General features: G+C 72.0%; 11 protein-coding genes and 1 pseudogene. 7 read left to right on the top strand and 5 right to left on the bottom strand.

Annotation, left to right across the window (positions count from 1 at the left end):
* Positions 1-274 precede the first annotated feature (274 nt).
* The gene (locus tag AB0H78_RS13045) at positions 275-658 is read right to left on the bottom strand and encodes a cold-shock protein (RefSeq protein WP_363234415.1); all 384 of its coding nucleotides are present in this window, start codon (positions 656-658) and stop codon (positions 275-277) included.
* Between the two features lie 120 nt (positions 659-778).
* Between AB0H78_RS13045 and AB0H78_RS13040 the strand changes: the two genes are divergently transcribed.
* Positions 779-1027 carry a hypothetical protein gene (locus AB0H78_RS13040; protein ID WP_363234414.1) on the top strand — a complete coding sequence of 83 codons (249 nt, stop codon included), beginning with the start codon at positions 779-781 and terminating at the stop codon, positions 1025-1027.
* Here the strand turns inward: AB0H78_RS13040 and AB0H78_RS13035 are convergent.
* Positions 1006-1641, bottom strand: coding sequence for a haloacid dehalogenase-like hydrolase (locus tag AB0H78_RS13035; RefSeq protein ID WP_363234413.1), 636 nt, complete (start codon positions 1639-1641; stop codon positions 1006-1008). The two genes, AB0H78_RS13040 and AB0H78_RS13035, sit on opposite strands and share 22 nt — an antisense overlap.
* A gap of 69 nt (positions 1642-1710) precedes the next feature.
* On the opposite strand from AB0H78_RS13035, the gene AB0H78_RS13030 reads away from it, so the two are divergent.
* Genes AB0H78_RS13030 through AB0H78_RS13020 form a run of 3 tightly spaced genes read left to right on the top strand, consistent with a single transcriptional unit; the run spans position 1711 to position 4603 of the window.
* Positions 1711-2715, top strand: coding sequence for an iron ABC transporter permease (locus AB0H78_RS13030; RefSeq protein ID WP_363234412.1), 1005 nt, complete (start codon positions 1711-1713; stop codon positions 2713-2715).
* Positions 2712-3806, top strand: coding sequence for an iron ABC transporter permease (locus tag AB0H78_RS13025; protein ID WP_363234411.1), 1095 nt, complete (start codon positions 2712-2714; stop codon positions 3804-3806). Before AB0H78_RS13030 ends, AB0H78_RS13025 begins: the two co-directional genes overlap by 4 nt.
* Positions 3803-4603: an ABC transporter ATP-binding protein gene (locus AB0H78_RS13020; RefSeq protein ID WP_363234410.1), complete on the top strand. Its 801-nt coding sequence runs from the start codon at positions 3803-3805 to the stop codon at positions 4601-4603. The genes AB0H78_RS13025 and AB0H78_RS13020 overlap by 4 nt, the downstream gene beginning before the upstream one ends.
* 283 nt (positions 4604-4886) lie before the next feature.
* Here AB0H78_RS13020 and AB0H78_RS13015 read toward each other — a convergent pair whose 3' ends face one another.
* Entirely contained in the window at positions 4887-5882 is a 996-nt protein-coding gene (locus AB0H78_RS13015) for a hypothetical protein (RefSeq protein ID WP_363234409.1), read from the bottom strand.
* Between the two features lie 67 nt (positions 5883-5949).
* Here AB0H78_RS13015 and AB0H78_RS13010 point away from each other — a divergent pair, with 67 nt between their 5' ends.
* Positions 5950-8478 (top strand): helicase-associated domain-containing protein, encoded by a 2529-nt coding sequence (locus AB0H78_RS13010; protein ID WP_363234408.1) that lies wholly within the window; start codon positions 5950-5952, stop codon positions 8476-8478.
* 202 nt (positions 8479-8680) lie between these two features.
* Here the strand turns inward: AB0H78_RS13010 and AB0H78_RS13005 are convergent.
* Positions 8681-9172 (bottom strand): annotated as a pseudogene (locus tag AB0H78_RS13005) (VanZ family protein); the annotation flags it as partial.
* Positions 9173-9289: 117 nt separating this feature from the next.
* Between AB0H78_RS13005 and AB0H78_RS13000 the strand changes: the two are divergent.
* Entirely contained in the window at positions 9290-10933 is a 1644-nt protein-coding gene (locus AB0H78_RS13000; protein WP_363234407.1) for a DNA repair helicase XPB, read from the top strand.
* A 70-nt stretch (positions 10934-11003) separates the two neighbouring features.
* Complete coding sequence (locus tag AB0H78_RS12995) at positions 11004-11291, top strand: hypothetical protein (RefSeq protein ID WP_363234406.1); 288 nt, start codon at positions 11004-11006, stop codon at positions 11289-11291.
* Here AB0H78_RS12995 and AB0H78_RS12990 read toward each other — a convergent pair.
* Positions 11239-12345 carry a glycosyltransferase 87 family protein gene (locus AB0H78_RS12990; RefSeq protein ID WP_363234667.1) on the bottom strand — a complete coding sequence of 369 codons (1107 nt, stop codon included), beginning with the start codon at positions 12343-12345 and terminating at the stop codon, positions 11239-11241. The two genes, AB0H78_RS12995 and AB0H78_RS12990, sit on opposite strands and share 53 nt — an antisense overlap.
* Between the last annotated feature and the right edge of the window lie 67 nt (positions 12346-12412).

Here is a 12412-nt window from a genome sequence, read left to right as displayed (position 1 = left end):
GATGCAGGGAACGCGGTGCGGGAGCGGGAGTTGGCGCGACGGAGGACGCCTCGGAGGACGCCTCGGAGCGCGCGAAAAGTGCGGGCGGGCCGGTCAGAGGACGCGGCGACAGCTCGTGGTGGTGACTCGGCCGAGGTCTACGTGCCGTCGGCTCACCAGAAGGATCACGGCGCGACTGTAGCGGAGTGTTGTTGACATGGCTACGCAAAGTGGGCCGGGGCAGGGTACACACCCTGCCCCGGCCCACTCGGAAGTGACGGGCCGGCGAGATGAACTACACGTCGAGCTGGTCCGCTACCGCCCTCAGCAGGCCCGCGATCTTCGCGCCGGAGGCCTTCTCGGGGTAGCGCCCGCGCTCCAGCGTCGGCGTGATGTTCTCCAGGAGCGTCGTCAAGTCCTGGACGATGGAGGCAAGTTCGTCCGGCTTGCGGCGCTGCGCTGCTGCCACGGAGGGCGTCGGGTCGAGGATCGTCACCGAAAGCGCCTGGTCACCGCGCTGGCCTGCGACCACCCCGAACTCCACGCGCTGGCCGGGCTTGAGGGCTTCGACGCCGGAGGGGAGCACGGAGGAATGGACGAAGACGTCGCCGCCGTCGTCGCGGGAGAGGAAGCCGAAGCCCTTCTCGCTGTTGAACCATTTGACCTTGCCGGTAGGCACGTCTGTCCTCGTCCTCGTACTCGTAGAAAAACGGCTCTGGATAGCACTGCAGCGGGTCGCATCGGCCGACCCGCCTCGTCCACATTATTGGTCCTGCGGGCAGGGAACTACCCTGACCGGGTGAGTACCGAAACCAATCCCTCCGAGGTCCGTGCCGGTGACCGGCTGGTTCAGGCCGGGGCGATCATCTTCTTCATCGGGGCCGTCGCCACCCTGGTCACCGTGGCACCACTGTTCCTCGGGACCGATCCGTTCCCTCCGGTCGCGTACGCGGTGTGCATGCTGATGGGCGTCGGGTTCGTCGTCGCCGCTGCCGGGGTGCTGCGGTCGGTCGCGTATCAGCGGCGTCAGGCGCGCGAAGCCACGTAGCCGTCGAGCCAGGCCGGGAACTCGGTCAGGTCGGCGAGGACGACCTCCGCGCCGGCCGCGCGCAGCTCGTCCGCGCCGATCGGGCCCGTCGGGACGGCGACCGCCAGGGCGCCCGCCGTGTGTGCGCCGCGTACGTCGCCGGTGTGGTCGCCGACGTACACGCTCGCGCCGTGCTCGCGCAGCGCCTCCGCCTTCTGCTCGGCCCACAGGTTGCCGATCAGTGCGTCGGCGTTGATGTGGAGGTGGTCGAGGTGGAGCTTGGCGTTCGGCTCGTACTTGGCCGTGACGACGATCGCGCGGCCGCCGTGGCGCTGGACGGCCTCCACCGCCTCGCGGGCGCCGGGCATCGCGAGCGTGCCCTCGATCGCGAATGTGGGATACCTCTCGCGGTACAGGTCCGCCATGGCCTCGACCTGGTCGGCGGGGAACCACTCGGCGAGCTCCTGCGTGAGCGGCGGGCCGAGGCGGCTGACCGCCAGATCGGCGTCGATGTAGGTGCCGGTGTGCTCGGAGAACGCGCGGTAGGCGGCGTGGATGCCGGGGCGCGAGTCGATCAGGGTCATGTCGAGGTCGAAGCCGACGGTCAGCGTGGCGGGCGATGCGGAGAGAGGCATGGCTCCATCCTCTCCTGTGCGCCTGCTTAGACTTAGTGCAGCCTTACCAACCCCCTTGAGATGGACGTCATGCCGATACCTGTGGCCCGCCGCCGCATCGTCTGGACGGGCACAGCCGTCGTGGCGCTGCTGCTCGCGGTCCTCTTCAGCCTCGCGGTCGGGGCCAGGACCATCGCGCCCGCCACGGTGATCGACGCCCTGCTGCACGGCGGGCACAGCGATGCGGCCGAGGTCGTACGGCAGATGCGGGTGCCGCGGACGCTGATCGGGCTGATGGTGGGCGCCTCGCTCGCGCTGGCCGGGACCGTGCTCCAGGGCATCACCCGCAATCCGATCGCGGACCCGGGGATCCTGGGGATCAGCCAGGGCGCCTCGGTGGGGGTGGTGCTGGCCATCGCCTTCGCGGGGGTGCACACGCTGAGCGGGTACGTGTGGTTCGCCTTCTCCGGGGCCGCGCTCGCTTCGGTGGCGGTGTACGCGATCGCCTCGCGCGGGCGGGGCGGTGCGACCCCGGTGAAGCTTGCGCTGGGCGGGGCCGCGATCAACGCGCTGCTGGTGTCGGTGACCCAGGGCGTACTGACGACGAAGGCCTCCGCACTGGACGAGTTCCGGTTCTGGCAGATCGGGTCGCTGGGCGGGCGTGACTCCGAGATCGTCGGGCAGATCTGGCCGTTCCTGCTGGTGGGCGCGGTGCTGGTGCTGTCCGTGGCGCGGGGGTTGGATGCCTTGGCGCTGGGCGAGGACGTGGCCACGGGGCTCGGGCAGAACGTGGCGGTCGTACGGATCGTGGGCGGGATCGGGGCGACGGTGCTGGTGGGGGCGGGGGTCGCGGCCGCCGGGCCCATCGCCTTCATCGGGCTCGCCGTGCCGCATATCGCGCGGGCCGTGGTGGGCAGCGACCACCGGTGGGTGCTGCCGATGGCGGCGCTGATCGGGCCCGTGATGCTGCTGGTCGCGGACACCGTGGGGCGGATCGTGTTCCCGCCGAGCGAGGTTCCTGCCGGGGTGATGACGGCGCTGATCGGGGTGCCGTTCCTGGTGACGCTGGTGCGGCGGAAGGCGGTGCCGGCATGAGCGGGGCTTCTACCGCTGTGCGCCCTGCGGGGTATGCGGTGCTGCGGGTCGGGCGCGGGGCCTTTCTGGTGCACCGGCGGGCGGCTGTGGTCGCGGGTGCGCTCGCTGTGCTGCTGGCCGTGACGTGTGTGGCGTACCTCTGCGTCGGCGAGAGCTTTGTCGCGCCGGGCGAGGTGGTGCGGGTACTGCTCGGGCAGTCCTCGCCCGACGAGCTGGTCGTGGGGACGCTGCGGCTGCCGCGGATGGTGGTCGGGCTGCTGGTGGGCGCCGCCTTCGGGGTCGCCGGGGCGCTGATCCAGACCGTCGCCAGGAACCCGCTGGCCTCGCCCGACATCATCGGGATCAGCCAGGGCGCGAGTGCGGTGACCGTGGGGGCGATGACGTTCGGGGTCACGTCGTACAGCGTGCTGCCGTACCTGTCGGTCGTGGGCGGGATCGTCGCGGCCGGGCTGGTGTATGTCTTCGCCTGGCGCGGGGGGCTGCATGCGACGCGGTTCGTGCTGATCGGGATCGGGTTCGCGATCGCTCTGCGGTCCGTGACGCAGTTGTTCCTGACGAAGGGCGACTATCTCGTCGCCCAGCAGGCGCAGATCTGGATGACCGGGTCGCTCAACGGGCGCGGCTGGGACGAGGCGAGCGTGCTCGGGTGGGTGCTGCTCGCCCTGGTGCCCGCCGTGCTGTGGGCCGCCCGGGCCCAGCGGACCGTCGGCATGGGCGATGACACGGCTGTCGCGCTGGGGGTGCGGCTGGGGCGGGTGCGGCTGGGGCTCGTGGTGGTGGGGGTCGTGCTGGCGTCGGTCGCCACGGGGACGGCCGGTCCTGTGGACTTCGTCGCGCTGCTCGCGCCGCAGATCGCGCGGCGGATGACGCGGACCGCGCAGATTCCGCTGCTGTGCTCGGCGCTGATGGGCGCGTTCATCGTGGTCTTCGGGGATCTGCTGGCGCGGCGGCTGTTCTCGCCGACCGAGCTGCCGGTGGGTGTGTTGACGGCGGCGGTGGGGGCTCCGTATCTGATCTGGCTGATCGTGCGGGGGCGGGCTTCTGGTTCTGGTTCTGGATCTGGTTCTGATTCTGATGGAGGCAAGGCATGAGCACGAGTCGGCTGGCCGCGCGTGAGCTGACGCTCGCCTACGACGACCGGGTGGTCGTCGAGGATCTCGAACTGGCCGTCCCGGACGGGCGGGTGACCGTCATCGTCGGGCCCAATGCCTGTGGGAAGTCGACGACGCTGAGGGCGCTCGGGCGGTTGCTGAAGCCGCGGGGCGGGGCGGTGCTGCTCGACGGGGTCGAGCTGGCCCGTATACCGACGAAGAAGATCGCGCAGACCATCGGGCTGCTTCCGCAGTCGCCCGTCGCACCGGAGGCGATCACGGTCGCCGACCTGGTCGCGCGGGGGCGCCAGCCGCACCAGAGCTGGTGGCAGCAGTGGTCGGAGGCGGATGAGCGGGCCGTCACCGACGCCATGGAGCGGACCGATGTGGCGGAGCTGGCCTCGCGGTCGGTGGACGAACTGTCGGGCGGGCAGCGGCAGCGGGTGTGGATCGCGATGGCGCTGGCTCAGGAGACGGATCTGCTGCTGCTGGATGAGCCGACGACGTTTCTGGACATCTCGCACCAGGTGGAAGTGCTGGATCTGGTACGGCAGTTGAACCATGAGCGGGGGCGGACGGTCGTCGCCGTCCTGCACGATCTGAACCAGGCGGCGCGGTATGCGGATCATCTGGTGGCGATGAAGGCGGGGCGGGTGGTGGCGGAGGGGCATCCGAAGGAGGTCGTGACGGCGGAGCTCGTGCGGGATGTCTTCGGGCTGGAGGCGGTGGTGGTTCCTGACCCGGTGACGGGGTCGCCGCTGGTCGTGCCGGGGGCGCCGTGGGCGGCGGGGTCCTGACCCCCCACCCCGCCCCTTCCCGAAACTGGGGCTGCGCCCCAGACCCCGGGCCCCGGCCCCCGGTAAGCGGGGGCTTCGCCCCCTGCGCCCCCGTATGCGACCTGCGGCCGCATGTCCTCAATCGCCGGACGGGCTGGATTTTGCCGACACCGGCTTGATGGTGCAGGGGGATCACTCAGCAGGATTTTGCTGCGCCTGCACGCGCAATCCGAGATCAGCAAAATCAAGCCCCTGCGGCGATTGAGCAGCGGGGTCTGGGGCGGAGCCCCAGGGCGGGGGCTGCTCAGCGCAGGCCCCGGCGCGCTCGCCAGACCAGATACAGCGCCGACACCACCGCCGCCACGCGGATCAGCACCGGCCACAGCTCCGTGATCGCCGCCCCCATCCCGTGCGGCGGAATCGGCGTGCCCCAGCGGCCGTCCGTACGGCCCCACAGCCAGGTCAGCCCGCCCACGGCGACCAGTCCGGGCAGCCCGAGCGCCGCCCATTTCGCCTCCGACGGGGTGAGGCGGCGCGAGCTGTACGCGAGGAGCCAGCCCGCGCCCAGGGCCAGCAGCCAGCCGAAGACCGCGCCCGCCACCAGGAGCGCCGCGGCCAGCAGGAGCAAGGGGTTCGCCAGCGGGGTGGACCGGGAGCGGAGGGCGCGTGCGCGCCTTCTCAGGAGGCGGCGGCGCGGGGGCTCTTCGGCCTCCGTGTACTCGTCCCCGTCCTCGTCCTCCTCCGCCTCGGCGTCCTCTTCCTCGGCCTCCTCGGCCTCGTCCAGCGGCTGCTTCGCCTTGCGCGGCGGCCGCAGTATCTCGGGGATCTCCACCCCGCCGACGAAGCCGTGGACCTCGTCGCCTGCCCCTCCGAAGGGGGCCGTCTCGATGCGCCACCAGTCCGGTTCGCTGCCGGACGGGCCCAGTTCGTCCGTGCCCGCCAGGTGCGGCGGGGAGGCGGCGGGCGCCTGCTCCGCCTCTTGCGGCGGCGGCTGCTTCTCCGTGCGGCGGGGGCGCGGGATCCGGCGCGGGCGCGGTTCCTGCCGTACGGAGGCGGGCTCCGCTCCGCCGAAACCGCCCGTCGCCGCCGCGACCTGTTCATCGGGGGTGCCGAGCCGGCCCAGGATCCGCCGGACCGTCGCGGGCGACTCGCTCTCGAACTTCCCGCGCTGCCGGTCGATTTCGTTGCGCAGCGACGACACCAGCCGCATGCGCTCGCCCGACGGCAACTGCCGCTGCTGCGCCAGGTCTCCGACCTTGCTCAGATAGTCGTAGACGAGCTGATCGCTCTCGATCCCCACGCGTCCGCACCCCTTCGCCACCGTCTGCATCGACGGTAGCGCTTCCCGAGCCGCTAACGTGGGGCGGATGGGGACCGGCGAGCGCAATCAGGAGGCGCACGTGTCGAGTGGAAACGGCAGTACGACGCCACCGCGTACCCTCGCCGAGGCGCTGCGCGCCCGCGACGACACGTCGATGGCAGCGCTGCTGCGCGCCCGCCCCGATCTGCTGACGCCCGTCCCCAACGACGTGACACAGCTGGCGACCCGGGCCGCGACCCGCGCCTCGGTCGTACGGGCGCTGGAGCATCTGGACCGGTTCGCGCTGCAGACCGCGGAGGCCCTCGCCGTCGCGCCCGACCCCGCCCCGTACGAGACCCTCCTCGCGTTGATCGCCGGTGACGAGGGCGACCCCGTCATCGAGGCCGAGCTCCCCGGCGCCGTGGCCACGCTGCGCGAACAGGCCCTGATCTGGGGCGAGGGCGACCGGCTGCGCCTGGTGCGCACCGCCCGTGAACTCCTCGTCCCCTCCCCCACGCAGCACTCCCCGACCGGCCTCGGCCCGACCGTGGCGGAGGCGACGGCGGGGATGTCGCCGGGGCGCGTCCAGGAGATCCTGCTCGCCGCAGGACTGCCCGCGACCCATGACTCGGTGTCGGCGGTCACGGCGCTGACCTCGCTCTTCACGGACCGGACCCGGATGTCGGAGCTGCTCGACTCGGCTCCGCCGGAGGCGCTGTCGGTACTGGACCGCCTCGTGTGGGGGCCTCCTTACGGTGAGGTCGCCGCCACGGCGACCCCGCCCGTGCGCTGGCTGCGCGACCGGGGGCTGCTGCTGCCCGCCAGTGCGCGCACCGTCGTACTGCCGAGGGAGGCGGCCCTGCATCTGCGCGGTGGGCGCGCCCACCGCACGCCCCAGCCGCTGCCGCCGGAGGTCGCCGCGGCCCGCGAGTACGGTCCACAGGCTGTGGATTCCACGGCGGCCGGCCAGTCCTTCACCGCGCTGTCCACCGTCGAGGAACTCCTCAAGGACTGGAACGAGGGCGGCCCCAACGTCCTGCGCGCCGGCGGCCTCAGCGTCCGCGACCTCAAGCGCACCGCGGCCGCCCTGGACTGCACCGAGCAGCTCGCCTGCTTCTGGCTCGAACTCTCTTACACGGCAGGCCTGTTGGCCACCGACGGGGAGGCGGACGAGCGTTTCGGCGCGACGCCCGCGTACGACGACTGGGCCGAACTCCCGCCCGCGGACCGCTGGTCCCACCTCGCGCTGGCCTGGCTCACCGCCACCCGCACCTCGGGGCTGATCGGCGGCCAGGATGCCAAGGGCCGCGCACTGTCCCCGCTGGGCCCGGAGCTCGACCGCTCGTCGGCCCCCGAGGTACGCCGCCGGGTCCTCACCCTGATCGCCGGGCTCCCCGAAGGCACCGCCCCCGACGCGGAATCCCTCCTGACCCGCCTCCGCTGGGAGCGCCCGGTGCGGCGCGTGCAGGGCAGCCTGGGCGCCACGGCGATCTCCGACCTCCGCTCGCGCATCGCCCAATGGACGCTGAACGAGGCCGAGTTGCTGGGCGTGACGGGCCGGGGCGCGCTGTCGGCGCACGGCCGGGCGCTGCTGGGCGGCACCCCCTCCACGGAGGCCGGCCCCGCGCCCGCCCCCAGCGCCGCCGAGCTCGCCGCCGCCCGCGCTCTCGCAGCCCGGGCGCTCGCCCCGCTCATCCCCGAGCCCCTCGACCATGTGCTGCTCCAGGCCGACCTCACCGCCGTCGCGCCCGGCCCGCTGGAGCGGCCCCTCGCGGAGCTCCTCAATGTCGCCGCCGACATCGAGTCCAAGGGCGGCGCCACCGTCTACCGCTTCACCCCGGGTTCGATCCGCCGCGCCCTGGACGCCGGGCAGGCCGCCTCCGACCTGCACGCCTTCCTCGCCGCGCACTCCCGTACGCCCGTACCGCAGCCGCTCAGCTATCTCATCGACGACGTGGCCCGCAAGCACGGACATCTCCGGGTGGGCGCCGCCTCGTCCTACGTACGCTGCGACGACGAGTCCGTGCTGAACGAGATCCTCGCCGACAAGCGCTCCCAGCCCCTGCGGCTGCGCCGCCTGGCCCCCACGGTCCTCGCCGCCCAGGCCGACCCCGCGACGCTCCTCGACACGCTGCGCTCCATCGGCTTCGCGCCCGCCGCCGAGTCCGCCGACGGCGACGTCCTGATCACCCGCGCCGACGCGTACCGCACCCCGCCGCGCACCGCGCCCGCCCCCGTCCCCGAGGGCCCGCCGGTCCCCGACGCCGTCCTGCTCCAGGCCGCGCTGCGGGCGCTGCGCGCGGGCGACACCGCCGCCACCGTGGCCCACAAGCCGGTGCCGCAGCACGAGCAGGGCGACCTGCCCCGCAGCAGCTCAGCCGAGACGCTGGCCACGGTGCAGGCCGCCGCGATGACCGGCTCCGCGCTGTGGATCGGTTACGTCAACGCCGACGGGGCCGCCAGCCAGCGGGTCATCGCACCGGTCAGGGTCGAGGGCGGGTACGTCACCGCGTACGACCACACGGCCGACGAGGTCCGTACGTATCCGCTGCACCGCATCACGGGCGTTGCCGAGCTGGCCGACGACCCAGCCTGACCTTGAGGGCGGCCGCCCTGGCCCGGGCGGCAGAGGTGATCGATCCCGCGTTCTTGGACTTGGACTTGGACTTGGACGTGGCCGCAGGCTTGGACCTGGGCCTGAACTTGGACGTGGCGCTGGGCTTGGCCCCGGACTTGGGCTTGGGCTTGGTCCTCGTCGTCCTGGCGGCCGGCGCCTCGCTCCGCTGCCACCAGTGCCTGCGCCGCGGATGCAGCGCCCGGCCCAGCCTGCGCCCGAGGAGCAGGTAACCCACCAGTGCACCAACGGTGTTGAGGATGACGTCGTCGATGTCGAAGGCGCGCCCCTCGACCAGCAGCCCCTGCGCGGTCTCGACGCAGAGCATCACCAGCGCCGTCACGACCGCCACCCGCAGCAGCCCGCGCGCCTTGGGCACGAGCACCGGCAGCAGCACCCCGAAAGGCACCCCGAGCAGCAGATTCCCGCCGATCTGCTTGAGCGTGTCCCGGAAGGCGGGCTGGTCCAGGTACATCCGGATCGAGTCGCCGGGGTGCAGATTCGTGTGCGTGAGGTCCACGGACGCCTTCGAGGGCTCCAAGGTGATCTTCGCCAGCGCCACCGCGAACCCCACCATGAACACGAACCCCACCAGCAGCACGAGCACCCGTGCCGCCACCGATCCCCAGGTCCGCCGCTGCAGCCGGGGCCGTGCTTCCACTTCCTTGGTCGCCATGGGGACGCGTCTACCCCGTCACAGCCCGGCCAGACGGCCCCGGCGCAGGCGGCTACGTCCCGGCATGGCGGCACGGTACGGCACACTGGAGGTTTGACCGTACGGAAGGGGCACCGCGTGAATGGGCCACTCATTGTCCAGTCGGACAAGACCCTCCTCCTGGAGGTGGACCACGACCAGGCCGACGCCTGCCGTCGTGCGATCGCGCCGTTCGCCGAGCTGGAGCGCGCCCCCGAGCACATCCACACCTACCGGCTGACGCCGCTGGGCCTGTGGAACGCCCGTGCGGCCGGACACGACGCCGAGCAGGTGGTGGACGCGCTGGTCGAGTACTCGCGCTACCCCGTACCGCACGCGCTCCTCGTCGACGTGGCCGAGACGATGGACCGATACGGCCGCCTCACCCTCTCCAAGCACCCGGTGCACGGCCTGGTCCTCACCACGACCGACCGCCCGATCCTGGAGGAGATCCTCCGCTCGAAGAAGGTCGCCCCGCTGGTGGGCGAGCGCCTCGACCCGGACACGGTCGCGGTGCACCCCTCCGAGCGCGGGCAGATCAAGCAGACGCTGCTGAAGCTGGGCTGGCCGGCCGAGGACCTCGCCGGGTACGTCGACGGGGAGGCGCACCCCATCGAGCTCGACGAGACCAGCTGGTCGCTCCGCCCATACCAGAAGCAGGCCGTCGAGGGCTTCTGGCACGGCGGCTCGGGCGTCATCGTGCTGCCCTGCGGGGCCGGGAAGACGCTGGTCGGAGCGGGTGCGATGGCGGAGGCGAAGGCGACGACGCTGATCCTCGTCACCAACACCGTCTCGGCCCGCCAGTGGAAGCACGAGCTGGTGAAGCGCACCTCGCTGACGGAGGAGGAGATCGGCGAGTACAGCGGTACGCGCAAGGAGATCCGCCCGGTCACGATCGCGACCTACCAGGTCCTGACCACCCGCCGTAAGGGCGTCTATCCGCACCTGGAGCTCTTCGACTCCCGCGACTGGGGCCTGGTGATCTACGACGAGGTGCACCTGCTCCCCGCCCCGGTCTTCAAGTTCACGGCGGACCTGCAGGCGCGGCGCCGCCTCGGCCTGACGGCGACGCTCGTACGCGAGGACGGCCGCGAGTCGGACGTCTTCTCGCTGATCGGCCCCAAGCGCTTCGACGCCCCGTGGAAGGAGATCGAGGCGCAGGGCTACATCGCGCCCGCGGACTGCGTGGAGGTCCGGGTCAACCTCACGGACCACGAGCGGCTCGCGTACGCGACGGCGGAACCGGAGGAGAAGTACCGCTACTGCGCCACGACGGCCACCAAGCGCAAGGTGACGGAGGCGCTGGTTGCCAAGCACAAGGGCGAGCAGACGCTGGTCATCGGCCAGTACATCGACCAGCTCGACGAGCTGGGCGAGCACTTGGACGCCCCGGTCATCAAGGGCGAGACGACCAACGCGGTGCGCGAGAAGCTCTTCGAGGCGTTCCGGCAGGGCGAGATCAGCGTGCTGGTCGTCTCGAAGGTGGCGAACTTCTCGATCGACCTCCCCGAGGCGACGGTCGCGATCCAGGTGTCGGGAACGTTCGGCTCGCGCCAGGAGGAGGCGCAGCGTCTTGGCCGCGTGCTGCGTCCGAAGGCGGACGGGCACGAGGCGCGGTTCTACTCGGTGGTCGCGCGCGACACGATCGACCAGGACTTCGCGGCGCACCGCCAGCGGTTCCTGGCCGAGCAGGGGTACGCGTACCGGATCGTCGACGCGGACGAGCTGCTGGCGGGGGAGTAACCCGGGGGGCAGCGGTGCGGTGCGCCCAGTCGGTACGCTGGGAGATCCACCCCAGGGCAAGGAGCGCACCGTGCAGCCCCAACACATCTACCGCGTGCAGTGGACCGAAGAGGCCGCCCGTATCCGCGACTCAATCGAGGGCGACCGCAAGCGCTACCTCCTCGAAGGCGTGGAACTTCTTGCCGCCGACCCGTTCCACGAGCAGTCACGCGCGATGAACGCCTCGGGGACCCTGCGCAAGGCGATCGTCACCGATGGCATCCTCGCCGAGTACGACGTGGTCGCAGAGGTCGCCGTGATCATCTTCATCGAGCTCTTCGACAGCATGAGCGCCCTCCGACCTGCCGACCCGGCGTAGCCGGGACCCGCTCCGGCTCTTCGGTACGGGTACTCATCCCGCGCCCGCGCGCGTACTCAGCCGCGCACCCCACGAGCACCAGACCGAGCAGCGGGTAGGGCGACGCCAACGGCTGCTGCCACCACGGCAGTTGAAGGTCGAGATCCCCCTGGTGCGGTACGAGCCACAGCGTCCGCGCGGTGAAGACGCAGGCCACCGCCCACGCGACCCGCACCCGGCCCTCCGCGACGAGCACGGCGATCAGCGGCACGCACCACACCCAGTGGTGCGACCAGCTGATCGGCGAGACGAGCAGCGCGGTGACGGCGGTGACGAGGACACCCCACCGGTACGGGACCCGTCGCGCCGCCCAGAGCCCCGCGCCACCGGCCAGCACGGCGAGCGCGGCCCAGGCGGGGCCCGGTTCGGGGGTGTGGAGTGCGCGCGCCACCAGGCCCTGCAGCGACTGGTTGTCGACGATCCACGCCTTGCCGACCCGGCCCGTCTCGAAGATCCGCCGCGTCCAGAAGTCCAGGCTGGCGGAGGGCAGGACGAGCGCGCCGAGCAGCACGGTCCCGGCGCAGGCGGCCAGGGCGGTCGCCGCGGCGCGCACGCGGCCGGTGAGGAGCAGGAAGAGGAGGAAGACGGCGGGGGTGAGCTTGATCCCGGCGGCGACACCGAGGGCGATTCCCTTGCCCGGGGCGCCGTCGGGCCGGGTCAGGTCCCAGAGGACCAGGCAGGCGATCAGCAGGTTGATCTGCCCGAACACAAGCGTCTGGAAGACGGGTTCGAGCCAGAGCGCGGCGGCGGTGACGGCGAGGAGCGTCCCGGTCCGTACGGCGATGCCCGCGAACCGGCACGACAGTCGCACGAGCACGGCGAGCAGGACGGTGTTCCCTGCCAGGAAGGTGGCTTTCAGGCCCGCGACGGGAAGCCAGCTCAGCGGCACGAAGAGGATCGCGGCGAACGGCGGGTAGGTGGCGGGCAGTTGCCACCGGGTGACGGTGAATCCGTACAGATCCGCGCCCGAGGCGACGGCGGCACCTTCGGCACGGTAGACGAGAGCGTCGGCCATGGGGATGCGCAGGCCGGCGCAGAGCGCGGCGAATGCGGCGAACGACAGTCCGGACACGACAAGTGAG

Origin of the sequence: Streptomyces sp. NPDC050738 (genome assembly GCF_040654175.1) — a bacterium.
In the GTDB taxonomy this organism is placed as follows: Bacteria; Actinomycetota; Actinomycetes; order Streptomycetales; family Streptomycetaceae; genus Streptomyces.
The sequence above is the reverse complement of the archived record's forward strand: the minus strand, read 5'-3'. Positions and strand labels throughout refer to the sequence as shown.

What these genes read in the sequence shown, in the direction of transcription:
- AB0H78_RS13035 (WP_363234413.1), bottom strand. Translation starts at nt 1,641, where the DNA reads ATGCCTCTCTCCGCATCGCCCGCCACGCTGACCGTCGGCTTCGACCTC.
- AB0H78_RS13030 (WP_363234412.1), top strand. Translation starts at nt 1,711, where the DNA reads ATGCCGATACCTGTGGCCCGCCGCCGCATCGTCTGGACGGGCACAGCC.
- AB0H78_RS13025 (WP_363234411.1), top strand. Translation starts at nt 2,712, where the DNA reads ATGAGCGGGGCTTCTACCGCTGTGCGCCCTGCGGGGTATGCGGTGCTG.
- AB0H78_RS13020 (WP_363234410.1), top strand. Translation starts at nt 3,803, where the DNA reads ATGAGCACGAGTCGGCTGGCCGCGCGTGAGCTGACGCTCGCCTACGAC.
- AB0H78_RS13010 (WP_363234408.1), top strand. Translation starts at nt 5,950, where the DNA reads ATGGGGACCGGCGAGCGCAATCAGGAGGCGCACGTGTCGAGTGGAAAC.
- AB0H78_RS12990 (WP_363234667.1), bottom strand. Translation starts at nt 12,345, where the DNA reads ATGGCCGACGCTCTCGTCTACCGTGCCGAAGGTGCCGCCGTCGCCTCG.